This window comes from Streptococcus thoraltensis DSM 12221 (assembly GCF_000380145.1).
Lineage (GTDB): Bacteria > Bacillota > Bacilli > Lactobacillales > Streptococcaceae > Streptococcus > Streptococcus thoraltensis.
Genome location: NZ_KB904630.1, coordinates 78,576 through 100,081 on the forward strand (window position 1 = coordinate 78,576; position 21,506 = coordinate 100,081).

The 21,506-nt window shown below is 37.5% G+C and carries 12 protein-coding genes and 2 pseudogenes; 13 read left to right on the plus strand and 1 reads right to left on the minus strand.

Annotated features, from left to right (window positions below; translation table 11 throughout):
• Nucleotides 1-18: 18 nt before the first annotated feature.
• From A3IA_RS0109900 to A3IA_RS0109960, 13 genes and pseudogenes are all read left to right on the plus strand, one after another.
• Entirely contained in the window at nt 19-1,914 is a 1,896-nt protein-coding gene (locus tag A3IA_RS0109900) for a zinc ribbon domain-containing protein (RefSeq protein ID WP_018381164.1), read from the plus strand.
• Nucleotides 1,915-2,137: 223 nt separating this feature from the next.
• The gene (locus A3IA_RS0109905; RefSeq protein ID WP_026217667.1) at nt 2,138-3,730 is read left to right on the plus strand and encodes an Hsp70 family protein; all 1,593 of its coding nucleotides are present in this window, start codon (nt 2,138-2,140) and stop codon (nt 3,728-3,730) included.
• Nucleotides 3,727-4,263, plus strand: a complete 537-nt coding sequence (locus A3IA_RS0109910) for a hypothetical protein (protein WP_018381166.1) — start codon at nt 3,727-3,729, stop codon at nt 4,261-4,263. Before A3IA_RS0109905 ends, A3IA_RS0109910 begins: the two co-directional genes overlap by 4 nt.
• 7 nt (nt 4,264-4,270) lie before the next feature.
• Nucleotides 4,271-5,057: pseudogene (locus tag A3IA_RS12105) on the plus strand (ATP-binding cassette domain-containing protein).
• A gap of 9 nt (nt 5,058-5,066) precedes the next feature.
• Complete coding sequence (locus A3IA_RS0109920; protein ID WP_018381169.1) at nt 5,067-5,885, plus strand: ABC transporter permease; 819 nt, start codon at nt 5,067-5,069, stop codon at nt 5,883-5,885.
• Complete coding sequence (locus A3IA_RS0109925; protein ID WP_018381170.1) at nt 5,882-6,088, plus strand: hypothetical protein; 207 nt, start codon at nt 5,882-5,884, stop codon at nt 6,086-6,088. Before A3IA_RS0109920 ends, A3IA_RS0109925 begins: the two co-directional genes overlap by 4 nt.
• 8 nt (nt 6,089-6,096) lie before the next feature.
• Nucleotides 6,097-8,235, plus strand: coding sequence for a hypothetical protein (locus A3IA_RS0109930; protein ID WP_018381171.1), 2,139 nt, complete (start codon nt 6,097-6,099; stop codon nt 8,233-8,235).
• 8 nt (nt 8,236-8,243) lie between these two features.
• Complete coding sequence (locus A3IA_RS0109935; protein ID WP_018381172.1) at nt 8,244-9,287, plus strand: hypothetical protein; 1,044 nt, start codon at nt 8,244-8,246, stop codon at nt 9,285-9,287.
• 415 nt (nt 9,288-9,702) lie between these two features.
• Nucleotides 9,703-10,935, plus strand: coding sequence for a hypothetical protein (locus A3IA_RS0109940; protein ID WP_018381173.1), 1,233 nt, complete (start codon nt 9,703-9,705; stop codon nt 10,933-10,935).
• A gap of 559 nt (nt 10,936-11,494) precedes the next feature.
• Complete coding sequence (locus A3IA_RS0109945) at nt 11,495-14,146, plus strand: valine--tRNA ligase (protein WP_018381174.1); 2,652 nt, start codon at nt 11,495-11,497, stop codon at nt 14,144-14,146.
• Nucleotides 14,147-14,233: 87 nt separating this feature from the next.
• Nucleotides 14,234-16,789, plus strand: a complete 2,556-nt coding sequence (locus A3IA_RS0109950) for an NACHT domain-containing protein (RefSeq protein WP_018381175.1) — start codon at nt 14,234-14,236, stop codon at nt 16,787-16,789.
• A gap of 239 nt (nt 16,790-17,028) precedes the next feature.
• Nucleotides 17,029-18,246: a DNA cytosine methyltransferase gene (locus tag A3IA_RS0109955; protein ID WP_018381176.1), complete on the plus strand. Its 1,218-nt coding sequence runs from the start codon at nt 17,029-17,031 to the stop codon at nt 18,244-18,246.
• 76 nt (nt 18,247-18,322) lie between these two features.
• On the plus strand, nt 18,323-19,912 hold the full coding sequence (locus tag A3IA_RS0109960; RefSeq protein ID WP_018381177.1) for a hypothetical protein: 1,590 nt from the start codon (nt 18,323-18,325) through the stop codon (nt 19,910-19,912).
• Nucleotides 19,913-20,158: 246 nt separating this feature from the next.
• On the opposite strand, the pseudogene A3IA_RS12110 reads toward A3IA_RS0109960, so the two are convergent.
• A pseudogene (locus A3IA_RS12110) lies at nt 20,159-21,350 on the minus strand (IS110 family RNA-guided transposase).
• Between the last annotated feature and the right edge of the window lie 156 nt (nt 21,351-21,506).

Below are 21,506 nucleotides of genomic sequence, written 5' to 3' on the forward strand. Positions count from 1 at the left end.
AAGGGAGTGTAGTGGATAATGACAAGTCAAGAAAAGTGGATTGCTTTGTTTGAGCAAGTTGCCGGTCGAAAACCAAGTCCTATGGAGTTCAAAGCAGGTAAAGAAAGTGGCTTTGCTTCGGATAGCATTCATAGGATTGTTGGTTTGGAAGAATCATCAGAACCAATTGCTACTGTAGAAGCAACTAAGGGAGAAGAATCTGCTGAAAACCAAGTAACTCAGGTGATTTACGACGTCGCAGAAGAAGACTTTGATCAAGAAGATAGCTTGAGCGAAGACTCCAAAGAAGCCTTGCAGGAGGCAGAGGGAGATGACATCATCTACGATGTTTCTGATGAGACCTACGCTGAAGCTAAAGAGACTTCTTTTGCGTCAAACGAGCAATCTCAGCTATTAACTCCTATGCGTGATCATTCAAATGAGGTTAATGCTGTCTCACAACATGCTAGCCAAGCGCCAGACGCGCAAGTAGAAATGCACCCTACTCAAGCACAACACATTGGTTCTGTAAAATCTCTTAAAGAGAAACAGACTGATTGGATTGCTGCTTTTGAAAAATTTGTTGGGCGTAAACCCAGCCCTAAAGAATTTAAAGCAGGTAAAGAGAGTAGTTTTGATTTACGAATCATTAATCAGTTTTTGGGGCAGACCTCTAAAAAAGCTGGAAAACCTCTTACAGATAAGAAACGCTATCTCTACATTGCTGGAGGTGTTTTAGCCACAGTAACTTTATGCGCTTATTTAATTGGAAATCATTATTATTCAAGAGAATCGGTTGCCACACGTTATCTTGAGACTTCTGGTAAGCTGGATAAGCAGCTGGAGTATGAGGTGTGGTCAGATAGCCAAAAACCAATCAAGGAATCGGAAGTCAGCTATTGGAAAAAATCAAAGAGTCCAAAACCCGAATTGGTTGATCTCATTTCAGGAAACACGATGGTTGAAGTAGGGCGAAAATGGCTGGTATTTCCTGATTGGAAAGTGGCGGTTCAACCAGCTGATACGACTATTTCTACCAATACTAAAGATATGACAATTACGATAAATGGCAAGCAGTGGGAAAAATCGGATTCAAATCATTTTTCAAAGACTGTTCGTCTCTATCCAGGTGATTATCATTTCTCACTGACTGGTAAGTTAGATGACCAAGAAGTTTCAACAAGTTCTAAGCAGACTTTGAAGGGGAATGAGCATGTTGCCCTAGATATTGCCTATCTATCCTTTACCGTCAATAGCAATTTGGCAGATGGGGACTTGTACATCGGCTCTAAAAAAATCACCCGCTTGAGTAATGGCAAAGCTGATGTTTCTAATTTAGCGGTGACCAAAAATGCAAAAATATCGGTGCAAAAAACCTTTGAAGATGCTTCAAAAGTAACCTCTAACACCTATTTGATTAAAGACATAGAAGATGGTGATAGTGTGACATTAGATGCCAAGGGGGTTCTAGATCGCGATACGGCTGATCAACTTTTAACGGCAGCTTATCGTAAATTAGATGCCTATGAGGATAATCATACCACCCCAGACGGATTGACAGATGTTTTCCAAGGCGGTGCAACCAATAGCATGTATAAAGACGTTGTTAATATGATTGAGACTAATACCACCAATGCAAAGAACCGTCCAGCAGAAAGTATCAGTTTTGATGATATTGATGTGACCAATGTCAAACAAGTCAGCGCTAAAAAATATGTGGTTGACTTTACGGTTGTGAATAGTTTTTACTATGCTTATGATTCAAAATTTAAAAATTCAGGTTATTATGATGATAAAACAGCTTGGTCGGTAACGGTTGACTATGTTGGGAAAAAAGAGCAATCAGATGAGAGTAATTCTTACTTCAGTGATTATCGTATTACTGGTAAAGCTAGTGATTCAAAACTAATAAACCGAAAAGATACGGTTAACTAAGGTTATTAGAAAGGTTATCGTCTTTTGAATTAACTGTGATACATGGTCGCTTTTGACTTGCCGTACTCAAGTACTGTTCTGCGTCTTGCCTTCCTTGTTCTGAAAGTTGATTCATTTGACTATAATACACGATAGAATAGAGTTTAGGGAAGCGAGGTGAGTTTTAACGCTCAAGGCAAGATACCCCTCGCTCCCTTATTTTACATGAGAGAAAGATATGAGCATGAAACAAGCGTTAGGAATTGATTTAGGAACGACAAACTCAGCTATGGCTATTGTTAAAAATGGTCAGTCAGAGATTATTCCAATTGGTGCCAATGATGAGACGATTCTAAGGTCGGCCATTTATTTTTCAAAAATCAATGGGAAAAATCGTGTTTTCTATGGAAAAGATGCCATCAGTCGTGGAACTGAAATTGGAAAAATTGATTATTTTAAAAATGATTTTAAACGGGATATGGCACGGCAAATTGAAAATGAAGTCATCGATCACAAGCGTGTGAGTGCAGAAATTTTATCAGCCTTGATTTTACATGAATTCAAACTTCGCTCAAATCAATTGGCTATGGAAATGGGATTGGATGCGATTCAAGATGTTGTTATCACCGTCCCGGCTTACTTTACCTCAGAGCAGAGAGTTGCTACTAAAAGGGCAGGTAAATTGGCAGGATTTAATGTCTTGAGGATTATCAATGAACCTACTGCCGCAGCCATTGCCTATGCTAGTAAAAAGGGCGTTAAGGGCAATGTTTTAGTTTATGATTTAGGCGGTGGAACTTTTGATGTGACCTTGATGAATGTTCAGCAAGATCATTATGATATTTTGGCGACAGATGGCAATCAGCGTTTGGGGGGCTTGGATTTTGACAAACGCTTGGTTAAACTTGTTAAGGATAAACTTGAAAATCAAGGTGTCAATATGACCATGCTAACGCCAAAAGAAGAAATGCAAATGCGCTATCAAGTGGAGAAAATGAAAATCACTCTCTCCATTAATGACGTGGCTTTTTATGAATTATTTTCTGACGACAAGGCTTATGGCGTTGAAGTAACACGAGATGAGTTTGAAACGGCTATTGCTGATTTAGTCAAGGATACAGAATTGAAAGTCATCTCAACAGTATCTGAAGCTGGCTTATCCTTATCGGCTATTGATCACGTCATCTTGGTTGGTGGGTCAACGCGCCTTCCAGTTGTTAGAGAGATGATGGAAAATTTGGTTGGTAAAAAACTTAAATATGATATAAATCCAGACACGATTGTAGCAGAAGGAGCTAGTATCATTGCTAACTTAATAGTAAATGAGCAAGTTACCTTTAGCGAAACCCATCAAGGAGAGGCTACCTTGCCCTCACAGATTGTTATTCGAGATGTGACGTCACAAGGTATCGGTATGCTGTTACGGAAAAATCCTAGAAAAACTTATTCGTTTGTTGGAGATTTTTTTAATAGTGTTGTAGTGCCTCGTAATACACCGATTCCAGCTGTTTTTACTAAGAAAATCTATGCTGTTGCCGATGGGCAGTCTAATTTCCAGCTCCGTTTGACCGAAGGAAACTATGAAAATCCGATAAACGTCAAGCCAATCTTGAAAATTATTGAGTATTTGAGTCAAAAACGACAAAAGGGGCAGGAAGTTGCCGAAATTCGTTTGTCATTTGATGAGGAACAAATTATTCATGTTCATGTTATTGATGCCTTCACTCAGGAAATGCTTAGTTCTTATCAAATCAATGCAACGATTGATCAGATTGAAGAAGTGGCTGAGGAAGACCTATCAGAAGCACAAGCCTTATTTAATGAGTTGATATCATGATTGATTATTACAAAGGAATTAATGTTAGGACAGGTGAGGCCGTTTCCTACCTCGCAGAGTTGCGTGGGAAAATTCGTCAAGAAGATTCTGCTAAACAAATTTATCAAGTTTTAATCGCACTTGGTGAGGAGCTTGATAATCGGGAAACGCTTGGTGATTTTAACGCTGATAGCCGTGCCTTATCACAAGCCTTACCTCAAATTAAACGGCATTTTTTAAGTGAGAAGTGGAAGACCGCCTATGATTACCAACTTGTACAGCACTATTTGAAACAATCAGACGGTGATGGTGAGGATGAAGATGTTTATCCCCTACCTATTGAAGAAGTAGAGATAAGACAGGAAATAGTTTCTCCAATCTCTCAGACTACCTTATCACAAGAAGTCTCTTCTCCTTGGTGGCAGAAGTGGTTTTTACAAGTTGTGATTGTCCTTGTTGTTTTAGCGATGACGGCATTTTTAGACTTAGATACTAGCTTAGCACTTATTATATTACTGGTTGTTCTCATCGTGAGTTTATTTCTATCGAATTAGGAGAGGTATGAAACAGCATATTTTAGAATTCAAGCACATTTGTTTTAAATATCGCTCAAACAGTGAGTTGTTATTTGACCATCTTGACATGACACTAAAGACGGGAGAGGTTGTCGGAATTTTAGGAGGTTCAGGGAGTGGAAAAACAACTCTGACTGAAATTTTGTTAGAACGCCTGAAGCCGACCTGTCAAGACTTTCAGATTTATGAAGATGGGCAACTAGTGACTCATCAAAAGCCGCGATGGAGTTATGTTCCTCAGCAGAATCTGCTGAGAGACTACCTCAAAGTCAGTGAGATTTTCACCGTTTATGGTGATAGCTACTTAAAAACGCTGAGTAAAAGTGATCGTCAAGAACGCATTCAATCAGTAGTTCAGGATTTGGGACTATCAGAATTTTGGCACAAACAAGTCAGCCAACTTAGTGGGGGGGCAAAAGCGACGCGTTAGTATCGGTATTGAATTGCTTAGCCCGTCCGCTTACTTCATTTTAGACGAACCATCCAGTGGTTTGGATGCCTTGAGTGACCGTAATCTTTTGCGGACACTTCGTATTTTGGCGAAAACGTCTAATAAGGCTATTCTAGTTGTGACTCATAATACAGAGAATTTGGCTATTTTTGACCGTTTGATTTTCTTATCGAAAGGTCTTCCGAAATTTGTCGGTTCTTTTGAGGAGCTACTTCATGAGTTTAAGACAACTGATCCCTATACCCTTAGGAAATACTTAGATTTAAATATTGCTGATATTTATCAAGAGTTGCTAACATCCGGAAAAATTTATAGAATATAGGTGTAAAGAATGGCTGCTTTACGATTAAGCTGGTATAAATTCAAACATCACTATATGGATTTTATTAAAGTTTTATTTGGAATCCTCATTTTTGAAGGTTTGATTATCTATATCCAGAAAAAAGAATTTTTAACAACGTTTGAGAATACGAGAATGACGCTCTTTTTGCTCTTGTTTTCATCTAGTCTTTTGATATTAGTTCAAAATAGTATATACATCAGCAAAGAACGAGCTATCTTAAATCGTGATTTCTTCTCCACCTTAAATCGTTGGGCTTTTGTCCTTGCGAGTTTGGTGTTTCATACCTTGTTTGCTTTAGTGGAGACGATGGTGTTTGTGAGCGGTTTTCACTGGTTTAGCGAGTTATTCGATAAAACGTTAGAGACAAAAGGGCAAGTCCTTGGGAATTTTTCTGTTGAAATTGGAATAACCGTCTTTCTGGTTTTTATCTGTGCACATTTTATGGCACTATTAATTTCCTCTCTCGTAGGGAGTAATGATAATACGTCGGTTATTTTGTCCGTTATTTTAGGAATTATGCAGTTCTCCTTGTCAGGAACAGTTCTGCAACTCCCAAAAGGGATTAGTGGTATCACTTCGTTTATCTTTCTAAGTTATGGTCATAAAGCCATGGGAATGACCAATCACTTAGCTACGATAAAGTCGGCAATGGCTAAGTTTCAAGTACCACTACCAAAAAGTCAATTAGAATTGTTTGAAGCGAGTTCATCGGCAATGATTAGTCATTGGACTTCGTTATTAGGACATGCTTTTATCCATGCTTTACTATTTTTACTCGTCTTAACTTATAAAAAGGAGAAGTCATGACAAAAGAAGAGTGGATTACAGAATTCCAAGTTTTAAACGGTCGGTTTCCAACGGAAGCCGAGATTCAAGCGGCAATGGCTAATCAGTTTCAAAAAACTAATTCAGCAGGACTAACGAAGTTTGACTCAAATCTGCTTCTGAAAATAGCTCTTATTATTCTGATGGCTGTTTTTGGTTATGTTGTTGGTTACTTATTTGTTTGAGGTGACATATGAAAAATAAAAAATTTATAGCAGGCTTGTTAGTGGTCTTTCTAGTTTTTCTTGTAGCTGGAAAATACACACAAAGTAAGTCCATGCTAAATTCAAACTATGTTTATGCGACTACTGTTAAGGATAAAAAAACAGGCAAAGAATATCGCTATGAAGTCGCCTTAGTCGGTGATAAAAAAGCTAAGGTAACAAAGACAGATCTTGCTTCAGGCAAACAAACGGTCTTTGAAGAAGTATATCAAGGTAAACCGAACGACGGGATTAAGGTGGCTGCTGATGATGGTGCTGCTATTCATTTGATGCCTCCTGCAATGCCTTGGGCAGAACCAAAACTTGAAGTGAATAAGCCTAACTACGTTCAGGCAACTAAAAAAGCGACAACAATTTCAACAGTTCCTGTTAATCACGTTAAACCAAGTTCATCTTCTATTCAAGACAGTAACGCTAATTCTTCTACAGCAAAGACAAGTAGCGCTGCTAAAAAGGCTAGTTCTGAAACCTCTACTAGTGCTAAAACCAGCAAGTCTACTTCAACACGGACAGAAGGTTCTGGAGTTGACATCGCAGCGATTGCTAAAGGTGACCTCTCATCAATGAGTGGTTCTTACCAAGGTGAGAATGGTAAGACGCCATTTACTTTTAATCCAGATGGGACAGGTAATATCAATAACTTCGACGTTACCTTCACAGATTTTGCTCAGGCAAATGGGGTGGCAACTTTCCGTGCTAAAGATTTTCCGATAGCGTTTACCATTGTTCCAGCTGGTATGGCAACTCCAAGTGAAGTTAATGGAGGTTCATCATCGATGTTTGCTGAATTTGACGATGAAAGTAAAGATCGAGCATTTGCTTCAGGAGAAGGGCTAAACCTTATCTACCTTACGACCCCACAAACAGCTAACACTGACCAGTCTATTAAGACAGAAACCAAGGATTCTAAGACCGAGTCAGTTAAAGATGAAAGGGTTGAATACAAGATTACAGATACTAACCACTTAACACGTGAGAGTGCTGCTAAAATTGCAAAATCATTTGGTGATTGGTTAGAAACTAGCACTTATGCTAAGGGTAGTGTTTTAGTACAGAGTCAGTTTGATGATACTGAAAGTGAAAGCACATCAAACCCATATTTTTGGCAATTTAATACAGAAGATGGTCCAGCAATAGCCCATCTTTATGGCGCTAAAAGTGGTGAGATTGCAGCGATTGAAAAAACAATGGTAGATGGATCTGATACGGATGGGAAAGCTCTAGATGCTAGTCGTAGTGAGTTTGATTTGACGCTATTAGGCAATGACCTTACCAGTTCAAAAGCAGAAGATTTTCAATCAACCGCTAGTTTTAGGATTTACACCTTGAAGCAGCCGCAAGCACATCGCTTTGATTCCACTTCAGATGAATTAAAGAATCTGGTGGATGATGGTAGCCTATCTTCATCAGAAACTAATGCTGTAGCGGATTATTATGTGCCATTCTACGAGAAAAAAGTTGATCATAAAAAGCCAAGTTATCAAATCGCACTAGCTTCAAATGGTAAAGTTTATTATGTAACGGATTATCGCCTTGCTGATAAACCAGTAAGAACCTATGAATTAGAAACCTACCAATTGGCGCCAGCTGACATGCAAAAAACTTATCAGGAGTTACTAGAAAAATTTGGAGAAGAAAAAGAAGATGATTCTGAAGCTTCATCTAGCAGCTCAGCACCCTCAACTAATGAGGCTTCAAGTTCTTCAACGAGTTCAGAGTCAGAGACTGAGATGACAGATAGCATTTTCCCACAGGGATTGATTGGGACTTGGCTTAATACGGATCCTGATGGGGTTGATGCCAAGGTGACTGTTGACGAAGATGGCACTGTAACCAAGTATTACGACAATGGTAAAGACCAAGAGACTTTCGTATCAAAAGTGTCGAAGATTGAAAAAATTAACGATACACAGTACAGATTCGTTGATTACGATAAAGTTGATGGGATTACGCCAAATGGTATGGGAGGAGCTGGATTTGAAGTCGAAATTGGATTTAGTTTCGATGGTGATAAATTCTCGTTTGTTCAATGGACACGTGCTGTAGGCTCTGATTTTAATCCAGAGAATGATCGTTATTCAGAAATGTTAACTTTTACTAAAGAGTAGAAAAAACGATGTTAAACAATAAAAAGATTTTTACAGTAGCATTATTAGGAGCCTTTTTTCTAGGAATCTTAGGTGGCCGTTATCGTCAAGAAACAGTACTTAAGGATTCTCAAAAAGCTTTTCAAGTGACTGCTGAAAATAAACAAAATGGGGAAGAGGTCTTATTTCAAGTTCAACGGTTTGACCAGAAACGCTTAAAAATTCAACTATCTACAGGCGAAGTTTTTTCGAGTCAATTGTCAAATCAACGTGAAAACGGTGCTTGGATTATTCAATTACCTAATGAAGATGGGAAATTGGCACTCCAGCCCAGTATACTACCCTGGCGTGAGGCGAGATTAGGGGTACTGACGTCTAGAAAGTATCAGGAAAAGCCGGGGACTTCTAAAGTGGTTCCCCATACTGAGGTAACTCCCCTAACTGAAAATGACTTGACAGGTGCTGAACCAGCTGCTGATACAACAGTGAGAAGTCAGGTACAATTGACATCACGCCAAGTTGACCAGATGGTGTCTGATTTTGGAGACTGGTTGGTCAATAGCTCGTATGCCAAGCATGCTGTTGTCGTTAGAGGAGCTTTTAACGAAGCCTTCTCAAACTCTTCTGGACCTGTTGGGATATTGGCGTTTGAAGTAGATAGTCTCAAAATTTTGGCAGGCTTATCGGGTGATGATATGACTGGATTTGAGAGTTTGGATAGTGACATTCAATCTTATACGACTAGCCTAGTGGATATTGATCAGTCTGGGAAGGAACTGTCTGATTTTCAATCACAGGCAACTTTTAGAGTTTATCGCACCAAATCTCAAGATACGGGCTACTATCAATCAGCTAAAGAAGAAAGAGAAGCACTGGGCATTTCCACTTACAGCGATTTTTACCAAAATCGAGTAGATCAAGAGGCTGATAGCCTATCCATTGTTTTGGCAAATAATGGTAGAGTTTACTATGCTAAAGACTATGGCATGGCTGGTCAGACTACCTATCTTGAGGCGCCCAATCAATTGCAAAGAGCCTATAATCAATTTTTAGCGCAATATCGAAAAACATGAGATGAATTATGCTCGTAAGGGCATATTAGGATTGTATTTGTCCAAGGTGTCTGCTATAATAAGTCTATCAGAGGTGTTTTGAAGGGCGTTTGTTACAGAAAGCGGTAGCGTTGAGAAATCCGCACAAATGTCAAAACTGGTTGCTGATGAGTGGTATTTTACTGTTTTCAAGAAGTTAGAACTAATGTAGGCTGAATTAGCCCGAGTCAGTCGTCTGATAAAAGAAAATAAAGCAATACCAATACTAATGAATAGAGTAAGTAGCGGATGGTAACATCCGAATGTGGGTGGTACCGCGGATTTTATAAAAAATTCGTCCCTGTCATTAATGGCAGGGACTTTTTGTTTTATGAAAATAATGTCATTGTCCCCTAATTTAAGATTTGCGACTACTAATAAGTTAAGGAGAATACGGATGGCTAAAAAGAAAAACCGAAAGAAGGAACTGCGTCGACAACAAAAGCTTAATACCAAAGGGCTATCAGAGAAAGTGAGAGATCTCTCCGGATACTTGACGACATCTCCTCCTGTTTTTATGGAACGTCGGCAAATACCACATTTTGATGAACTGCATGAAGCTCTGGTTGCTTATGCAGCTGATAAAGGATATGATTTAGTAGATATTAAGCACGAAGAATTACAAGATATTCAGCGCTTACTACTGTTCGATGAATTTCCATTTAATAAGGTAACTCAAATCTATCGTCAAGCTGTTCGGACGCCAAACAATGAGCAAAGAGGTAAGCTATTGAGACAAGTCCTAGACTTGGATCCCGATTATTTCTTAGCCAAGTATCATCTCTTGTTGACCGAAGAAAAACCATTTGATGCAGATTATTTTGAACAAGTTTGGCATTTTTATGATGAGATTAAGCAGGGCTGGCGGTCAGAAGGTTATCTTGATTGGAACTATTGGGAGGCTCGCCCTTACTTAACAGCAATAAACTACATGGTCACTTACTTATATGGTGAAGGCTTCCTAGGTCTTGCTGCTGAAGTTGTTGAATTTGTTCTCTCTAAACAACCGAAGCGTCTTGCGCCAGACTTCCTTCATTTGAGTTTGTCACTTTATAATGAATTGGGGCGTTTCGACCGAGTTCAATCCCTCTATCATCGTTATTTACCACTTCTTCCGCAAAATAAAGACAGTTTAATTTTTCACTTTATGCTATCAAAATTACTGCAAGGCCAGATGGTTGAAGCCAAGTCATTATTTGAAGACTTGCTTGACGTCAATGAGGAAGCAGCTGATTTCTTTGCAAGTGAAGACTGGTTAGATGAGTTGTTTGATGTAGAGGAGATTGAAATGTATATGCCCTTTTCTCGTCAATCTCTTGCAGTGACCACGTACTACTTACTAGACTTTTTTGAACGAAATCTCACAGCACTTAGCTACTTAAGCCGTTTTTCAAGAGAATTTGGTGGAACTTCAACAGTTGATGGGGTAGCATCCTATTATTATGGTTATAACAATCCCCTGTTTGATGGAATACGACTTGATATTTATAGAACATTGTTTTATGAAAATCTAAGAACAGCTAAAGATTTTCGGCAAATTACCGAAAAAGACTTGTTAGCTATTAAAGGGATTGGACAAGCAACGCTCAAAAAACTAAAGGATAATGGAGTAGTTTTCAAGGAAGATTAGAAATGACAGGCAGATAGAACGCTGAGTAATCATTAATAGTGTAACTGTTACTATCAAGGCTATTTTATCCCCCTATACCGTTATAAGATTTATCAGAAGTAAAATGATAACCTTTGAATAGGAGAAAATAACAGATAATGGCAATGCACGATTAAATCGCAAAAAGATTCAAAACTTAAGATAAGACAGAAAAAATCAATAGGTGCAACATTGGCTCTGTTTTTTGAGAAAAGAATGGTGCTATGAACGGAAATTGACTATATCGTTGGTAAAACAAAGAAGTTTCTAACATTTTATCGAATTTTTATAGTCAATGCTCCAACGACTAGCCGAGGTGCATTTAGATCTAAGAATGCGGCTATTGAGAGATAGAAAAAAAGTGATTAAAGCTCTTCTGTCAATGCTCAAATGAGTCCGTTTACTAGCTATAACTGTTTCGATGGTAGGGGTCGCTAGAAAAATGGTGACTATCGCATTATTTCAAAAAATACAGACAGCTTAGCACACACCATGAGTTGCATAAACCCAATTTTATAGAACATCAAATAAGGAGTATTAAATGTCAAAAGAACTATCACCAAAATACAATCCAGCCGAGGTTGAGGCTGGGCGTTATCAGAAATGGCTTGACGAGGATGTTTTCAAACCGTCAGGAGACAAGAAAGCCAAGCCTTATTCAATCGTTATTCCACCGCCAAATGTCACTGGTAAGTTGCACTTAGGTCACGCTTGGGATACGACTTTACAAGATATTATTATTCGCCAAAAACGTATGCAAGGTTTTGATACGCTTTGGTTGCCTGGTATGGACCATGCAGGAATTGCGACCCAAGCCAAGGTTGAAGAGCGCCTTCGCGAACAAGGCATTACACGTTACGACCTTGGTCGTGAGAAATTCCTAGATAAAGTTTGGGAGTGGAAAGACGAGTACGCAGCGACCATCAAAGACCAATGGGGGAAAATGGGTATTTCTATGGATTACTCACGTGAGCGCTTCACCCTTGATGAGGGCTTGTCAAAAGCAGTGCGTAAAGTCTTTGTAGACCTCTACAAAAAAGGTTGGATTTACCGTGGTGAGTTCATCATCAACTGGGATCCAGCAGCACGCACAGCCCTTTCAGATATTGAAGTTATCCACAAGGATGTTGAGGGTGCCTTCTACCATATGAATTATATGCTGGAAGATGGCTCACGCGCCCTACAAGTTGCGACAACGCGTCCTGAAACCATGTTTGGTGACGTTGCTGTTGCGGTTAATCCAGAAGATGACCGTTACAAAGACTTGATTGGTCAAAATGTTATCCTGCCAATTGTGAATAAAGCTATCCCAATCGTTGCGGACGAACATGCGGACCCAGAATTTGGAACAGGTGTCGTTAAAATCACACCTGCCCATGACCCCAATGACTTCTTGGTTGGCGGGCGCCATGATTTGCCACAAGTCAATGTTATGAACGATGATGGTACCATGAATGACCTTGCGGGCGAATTTGTGGGTATGGATCGCTTTGAAGCGCGTGAAGCAGTTGTTGCCAAGTTAGAAGAAATTGGTGCCCTTGTTGAGATTGAAAAACGTGTGCATTCTGTTGGTCACTCTGAACGTTCAGGAGCCGTGGTTGAGCCACGTCTATCAACACAATGGTTTGTTAAGATGGATCAATTGGCGAAAAACGCCATTGCCAACCAAGATACAGATGACAAAGTCGAATTCTATCCGCCACGTTTCAATGATACTTTCATGAGCTGGATGGAAAATGTTCATGACTGGGTTATCTCTCGTCAGCTTTGGTGGGGACATCAAATCCCAGCTTGGTATAACGAAAATGGTGACATGTACGTCGGCGAAGAAGCACCAGAAGGCGACGGCTGGGTACAAGACGAGGATGTGCTTGACACATGGTTCTCATCTGCCCTCTGGCCTTTCTCAACTATGGGATGGCCTGATGCCGACTCAGCAGATTTCAAGCGTTATTTCCCAACATCAACCTTGGTAACGGGTTATGACATCATTTTTTTCTGGGTTTCTCGTATGATTTTCCAATCCCTCGAGTTCACAGGACGCAAGCCTTTCTCAAACGTTCTGATCCACGGTCTTATCCGCGATGAAGAAGGGCGTAAGATGTCTAAATCGCTCGGTAACGGTATCGACCCAATGGATGTTATCGAGAAATACGGTGCTGATGCCCTTCGTTGGTTCTTATCAAACGGATCTGCTCCAGGTCAAGACGTGCGTTTCTCTTACGAAAAAATGGATGCTTCTTGGAACTTCATTAACAAGATTTGGAACATCTCACGCTATATTCTCATGAACAATGAAGGACTTGACTTAAACACTGCGACAGACAAGGTTGCGCAGGTGGTCGGCGGTCAGGCTGGCAATGTCACGGATCGTTGGATTCTCCATAATCTCAATGAAACCATCGCTAAAGTCACGGAAAACTTTGACAAGTTCGAGTTCGGTGTGGCGGGACACATCCTTTACAACTTTATTTGGGAAGAGTTTGCCAACTGGTATGTTGAGTTGACCAAGGAAGTGCTATATAGTGACAATGAAGAAGAAAAGGTTATGACGCGTGCGGTTCTGCTCTACACGCTTGATAAAATCCTCCGTTTGCTTCATCCAATCATGCCATTTGTGACCGAAGAAATCTTTGCCCAGTATGCTGAAGGCTCTATTGTGACAGCTGATTACCCAGTGGTCAATGAAGCCTTTGAAAATGCTGACACTCATAAGGGTGTTGAGAGCTTGAAAGATCTTATTCGTGCCGTTCGTAATGCGCGTGCGGAAGTGAACGTGGCGCCATCAAAACCAATCACAATCTTGGTCAAAACGAGTGACGCAGACTTAGAAGACTTCTTCAAGTCAACTATCAACTACATCAGACGCTTCACAAATCCAGAAACCTTGGAAATCTCAGCTGACTTGACAGCGCCAGAATTAGCAATGTCATCTGTTATCACAGGAGCTGAAATCTTCTTGCCACTAGCAGATTTGCTCAATGTCGAAGAAGAATTGGCTCGTCTCGACAAAGAACTCGCCAAATGGCAAAAAGAATTGGATATGGTCGGCAAAAAACTTGGCAACGAACGCTTCGTCGCCAACGCCAAACCAGAAGTCGTCCAAAAAGAACGCGACAAACAAGCCGACTACCAAGCTAAATATGATGCAACACAAGAGCGAATTACAGAGATGAAAGCTTTGGTTAAGTAAGCTTAAAACACAAAAAGCCCAGCCTAGAAAGGTTGGGTGTTGTGGTATAATATAGAAAATTAATTTGTTACTTTACGAGGTATTGATATGTTGAAAGTTTTTATAGCACATGCATGGTCTGGCAATGAGGAATACGATGAAAAAATCTTAAAGTTTCTTCATTTGCTTCAAGTAGAGTTGGAAGAAAAAATTAAAATTATTTTTGATGATAATACGATTGACAAAGGTAGTTTAAATCGTTTTATGAGAGAAAACGTCCGTTATAGTGATGTGATTTTAGCTCTTTGTGATGAATATTATTGGAAAAAATCTGACCAAAAAGATACGGGTGTGTATTATGAATTGCAAGAAATCAGGGAGCATAATTTACTAGAAAAAGTTATTCCTCTAAAAGTATCTGATTTTGATTTACCGTATGATTTTGGAACAGTTGAATACATTGATATGAAAGCTGATTTTAATAACCAACAGATTTCTTCCGTAAAAAAATTACTTATAAGAATTGCTAAAGTTTCCAATATTAATTCACTTATTCCACAAGATGAAATTAGGGTTGAAAAAAGAATTGAGATAGATTCATTGGGAGAACTTTCTAATATAGTAAATACCTCGTCTCGTCTATCAGATATTTATACATATCCTGAATTACGAGTTGATGAAGAAGGATCGAGTAGATTCGTTCCATCGAAGAATCAAATTAACAATGGTGGATTCTTTGGAAAAAATATAGTAGTTGGTGATAGACAAAGTGGCAAAACATCTTTTGCCAAGAAAATATTTTTAGACTTATATGAAAGTGGTCTCCAACCGGTGCTATTAGATAAAACGGACATTAAATCTGGAAATATTATTAGGGCGATAAATATGAAATATGTAGAAACTTATCTATCTCTACATTCTAGAAGTCAATCTAATATTGTTGTTATTATTGATGATTTTCATCAATTGAAAAAAACATATCAAGAAAAAATTCGATTAATCGAAGGTTACAAAGGAATTATATTATTTGTTGATGAGATATTTGACATTAGTTCTACTCAAGATTTTGAATTTTCGAGATTTGTTATACAACCATTTAAACCGACACTAAGACAAGAATTAATAGAAAAGATTGTTGATACAAGAAATGAAACTAATCTTTTAACACCAAATGATCGACTGAAAAAAATAGATGAAAGTCGGACACTTATAGATACAAGTCTTGGATTAGGGAGAGGATATAAAAATAGCATTATTCCAGCTTTCCCTTTATATATCTTAGTTATTCTTGGCTCTATTTCTGAAGTGGGAGGACGTTTAGATTCACCAATGTCATCATATGGGCATGTTTATCAATTATTGATTAGTCTATCTTTTCAAAACTGTGGAGTTCAAAATGATAAAATTGATTCCTATATTAATTTTTTGACATATTTGTCTAAATTTCTATATAGTTGTAACAAACTTGAAATTTCTGAAAAAGAATTCGAGGAATTCATAAGTGAGTATAAGAAAGATTACAAGATTTTTGAAATTAGACCTTACTTAGATAAATTATTGGAAACGGGCTTGATAAAAAAAGATAATTCATCATATTATAAATTCACATACGATTATTTATACTATTTCTTTATTGGAAAATATTTCGCAGAAAACTTTGAAGGTAATTTAGATGAAATCAGCAAATTAGTGAAGAATTTAGATAAAGATAAAAATGGTAATATTTGCATTTTTATCGCTCATCATAGTAAAAATGACAAACTTATTGATATGTTAAATGATAGTTTGAATAGTGTTTTTGAGGAGTTTTCAGTTTCAACACTTAACAGAGAGGAATTAGGAAATTTCGATGAAAATTTAGGGGAGTTACTAAGTGGACTCAAAATTAAAATTGAAGATCACCGAATAGCAAGAAAAAGAGAGCTTGAAGATTTAGATAAATTTGAAGATAAGTATGATGCGGAAACTGAAGAGACAGAGATTTTGAATAACTCTGATGACGATGGGGTAGATAGACAAAATGAAATCAGGAGGGCGATGCAGACAGTTGAGGTGGTTGGAGTAATATTAAAAAATAGGCACGGCTCAATAAAATTAAAAGACTTTGAAAAAACTTTAAAAAATGCCGTAGATGCAAATTTGCGCTTGTTAAAATCCTTTATTGAAATTGTGTCGGATAGTGAATTTATAATATATTTAGAGAATTATATTGCTGAAAATGTAATTTCGGAACAAAGCAATAGTGATATAGATGAAAAGAAAATAAAAAATGAAATTCGACATATAATATTAACTATGAATTTTTCAACTATCTTTACTCTTGTATTAAAAACAATAAATTCCATTGGTTCAGAAGCAGTCTCAAGATATTTTTCTGAAATGTTGATAGAGAATGATATTCAACTGACTCCTGTGTATCTTCTAATTATGAGAGGGCTAGCGATGCAGTATGAAAAGCAGTTAGCAGAGAGAGAAATTGCCTCTGAGCTTAAAGACAAAGAAATGTCAAATATTGCGGTTAGTATTATGAGGCTTATGGTTATTAATCACGTATCTCGACACAGTTATAATGCTAGTGAAAAGCAACGAATTGAACAATTATTTAAATTTAAGCCGAATTCGATTTTAAGAAGAGAACAACAAATCAAATCGCTAGAGCAATAAAAGTGAAGTTTTAATGTAATTAATCTACAATGTTAAACGCTCGAACCTCTCCTATAAAATGAAATTGGCTACCTAAAACATTAGGTGGACAGTTTTATATCTTCCGGTTACACTATATTTCTAGGCTTTGTTTGAAATATAGTGTGGATTTGTAAAATAATTACGTTTACTCATTTCCATATTCAAATTATGTTATACTAGTTAAAGTTAAATCAAAAATAAATTTTAAAGGAGCTAACATGTCAAATTCTGTAAGTTCCCCGATCAAGAAAAAGTACAATATTGCTGCGTTCTTTTCTGGTGTTGGTGGAATTGAGTTGGGTTTTGAACAGACCAACGAGTTCAGAGTGGTGTTTGCTAATGAGTTCGATAAGTATGCTAGGAAAACTTATGCGTTAAATTATCCTGATACGCTTTTGGATTCACGTGATATCCACGCTGTTCCGGCCGATGAAATCGGCGAAAATATTGATGTTATAGTCGGAGGTTTTCCATGTCAGGCCTTTTCGATTGCAGGTTACCGAAAAGGTTTTGATGATGATCGTGGTGATTTATTCTTTGAACTCTTACGAATGATAGAGGCTAAGAAACCAAAAGCTATTTTTATTGAAAATGTCAAAAATATGGTTGGTCATGATCATGGGAATACTTTTAAAGTGATTCGTGAAGCTTTGACTGAAAATGGCTATTTTATCAAATGGAAAGTCTTAAACGGGAAAGACTACGGTAATATTCCTCAAAATAGAGAGCGTATTTATATTGTCGGTTTTGACAATAAAGATAGTTTTAATCATTTTGAATTTCCTGAAGAGGTTGATTTGACGACTACTCTACGTGATATTATTGATTTTTCAGATGATGAAGATACCGTATACCATTATGAAAAAGGAAGACAACCTTTTTATGATTTACTAAAAGAGAGTATGATAAGTCAAGACACTGTCTACCAGTGGAGGCGGCAGTATGTTCGTGAGAATAAAAGTGGTGTTGTTCCTACGCTAACAGCCAATATGGGTACTGGTGGGCATAATGTCCCACTTATATTAACCGATAGTGGAAAAATTAGAAAATTAACACCTAAAGAAACCTTTAATGCGCAAGGTTATTCAAAAGATTTTCAGTTACCTGAAGGGGTATCGAATGGGCAACTTTATAAACAGGCTGGGAACAGTGTTGTTGTTCCAGTTATACGGCGAATCGCTGAGAAAATTGCTGAGGCTTTAAAATTTTCTAAATATACTGCACCTAAAGAAAGCACTAATAAGTATTCTCTTATTTACACAAAAATGGATGGTCCATTTGAAGGTGAGTCCTTTATAGAAGAAACTTTTAAAAATCTCGTTGCCTTAGAACAATATATTGAAACATCGAATACTGAAATTCCTCTATTCTCTGATGAAAATTATTTGTCTTTTGTGAAGCGAAAGAAATCTGGAGAATTTTATACGATAGGATGATGAATAACCACAAGAAGATTAGTGAAATGCTAATCTTCTTTTGTTATACTTAAGTAGTTATCAAAAGGAGGTTCTTATGTGGGAATATTTGAAATCAGATCAGAAAGAAAAATATAAAAAATTAATTACTAATTTTGCTAGTTTAAGTGAAGCATTTTCTCAAAAATCTGAGAATTCTGATGCAGAGGATGTACAAGAATTTGTAGCACCCATTGTTAATTCAAAATTTCAAGAAACGGTATTTCAAAAGGCATTTGGTGCAGTAGCAGAGGATATTGCTAATACCTCTTATGATGCTTCTTTAGAGCTCGATGAAAAACATAAATACTTAGTTGGTTTGAAATCCTTTGGTATAAATTCAGGGGATCAAAAAATTGCTCAGTTTAAGAAAAATTCTCAAGAGTGGAACGAACTTCTAGCTGATATTCGATTTAATGCTTCTATTTCAAATGATAAAAAGATTTCTGATGAGAAAAATTTGATCCATTATGAACTGTTAGCGAAAAACATCTCTGAACTTCGAAATCAGCGAATTGAATCTTCAAAAGCACAAATTCGTGGGTTTAAATCTGATAATGTTACAGTTGAATCTGTTTACCATGTTTTAATGCCAACTTCAAAAGGTCAGAAACCTCAGATTTTTGTTGGTGAAACAAGTTATCTACCTATCGATATTGAAAATTTAAAAATTTTAGGAGCAACAAATTTAAATAATCCTACTAATTTTAGATTTACTGATGGTCAGCATGTCTATAAGTATACAGCTGCAGATAGTCAGCTACATATGGCTTTTAATAATAAAGATATTGTTGTGGATACGTGGGATGTCAACTATATTGAAGATCCATTCTATGTTTTTGAAAACCTCCATTTACTTAATCGTGGTGAGGAAACTAATATTGAACAAACTGTTTCCTGGATGATTCCTAATAAACATCACGAAGTTGAATTGAGCTCTGGTTTTAATGGTTTTAACGGTGGTTCTAAGCTATCAAGAAAAGATAGATATAGAGAGAAGCGTATCGAGCAGTTGTTGCAAAAGTATCAGGAATCTTTAACATCTGAACAATCTTTAGTTGTAAAAAATTATTTGGAATTGCTCTTACTTCCGGAATATCGTTCGCACGAAGAAACGATAAGAATGCGTGAAATTAGACAAGAGTTTATGACTAAAATATCTACTTTCAGTAGTTCTGAGCTTATTATAGATATTGAAAAAATGATTTATCGTGATTCTAAAGAAGTTTATATTCCTATACCAGATGCTAGAAATTTTCATACTTCTTTTCCTAACTTTTTTGGAAGAAATATTGGAACCTTTGATGAGAAAAATCCACGTAAGTTAGCTTTGAGTAAAACGGATAGAATTTTTACGTTAAAATTTTTAGCATCCGGAGATGAAATTGAAGCTTACGTCAATCAAGAAAATGGAAAAGCCATTCAATCAACTAAAAAGCAAGATATATTAGGAGAGTGGTTACTAAGAGGTGTATTTCAGCTCAGAGATAGAGAAGTCCTAACATATGAAAAGTTGATTGATTTAAACATTAATGGTATTAGATTGACTAAGTATAAAAATTCTAATATCATTGGTATTGAGTTTATTTGGATTGATCCAGATAATCCTCCTATAGATGCTATTGGTTGGGTAGCAAGGAACAAATAATATGATCTACAAATCCTTCTACCCCTCCCCCTAGGTCTTATTAGTCTTCTAGCTGATGAGGATTCGCTTTTGGGGGCTTTATTTCTACCATTTGTCAAGTTTATCAAGGGTTTAAGTTAAAAAATATGATAATACAGCGACTGTATAGAGATTGCTGACTCATTTAGTTAAAAAGTGTACACCAAAACAACACCTTATGTTGGAAATTTTCTGATAAGGTGTTACAATGATAAAGCATCAACGACTTTAATGATTTTGGGTCGAAGTATAATCGTAAAGTTTGTTATGCGTTATGAGGTAATACATTGTCCTGATGAGGCGATGTATAGAGGCAATCGTATGCGGCTTAGTTGAAGTCGTTTGCGATTGTCTTTTTTGTTTCTCGTAAAAGTCAGCGATATGGCACGGCTTAGTGTGGCTGGTTGCAGCGATATTGTGAATACACTTGAAGAGAAACTTTCTGGCATAAGGGTTTCCACGTTTGGTGATGTGTTCCTTGGCAAGAAAATTCCCAGATTTGTAGTGGCTAAGATCAATCCTGATAAAGGCGTTGATTTGATTGGCAGACTGAAAGTGGCGAATGTCTCCTAATTCGCCAATGATACTTGTCGCTGTGTTTTCCGAAATGCAAGGAATAGACTGTAAGATATCATACTCTGGAAATGGCTGAGTTAGTGTCACCATTTTGACTAGAATAGCTTACCTACGTTCAGAAAGCCTAAGCAATTCTTGAGCATAATATCGTACTTCTTCAATAATTGGTGATGTTTCCTGAACAGTACAGTAAGATTGTTCAGCTAGTTCTATGAGTTTATTCGTGAGAAAATAAACATGCTTATTAGAGATGCGCTTTGCAGTGAATTGACGGATAATATCAGATACCTCCGATAACGATAATTTCAACACCATATTGCTGTTGGGAAAGGTCGTAACCAAATGCCAGTATTGCTCACCAGTTAGTTGGTGTTGATAAGAGATTTTTTAGTTCAGGAAAGCTAATTTGTAGGAGTTTGTGCAAACGGTTTTTAGTCCGAACAATGTCTTCTGTCAGAATCCGATAGAAACGACTTAAATCACGAAGCTCCTGATAAACCTCTTCTTGGACATAAGATGGTTGACGATTGAGAATAAATTGAGACTGAGCTAACTTTTCAGCGTCAATCTTATCTGTTTTACGCACTTGCAAGCTGTCCAGTTGCTTTTTGGCTTCCAGAGGATTGAGCCGTGTATAGGCATAACTATTTTCCTCGAGGAAGGCCTGAAGGCGACGAGAATAGACGCCTGTCGCTTCAAAGATAATTTCAGGGGTTTGGACGGTTTTCAGGTCATCTAATAAGCGAGAAAATGGTATTGTGTAGCGATGAACCTTTTCGCCGTTGACTAAAATCGCTACCTCTGAACTTGCTTTACTCACATCAATCCCAAATACTGCTCGCATGATATTACCTCACTAATCTTAGTATGTTTGATTGCATACAACAAGCCCTATAATCTCCGATGGGAATTTACCCACTACAGAAATTATAGAGCCAAAAAACTAACCTAATCGAAAGATTGGGTTAATTTTTTTGACAACTAGTAAAGAAAACGCTTT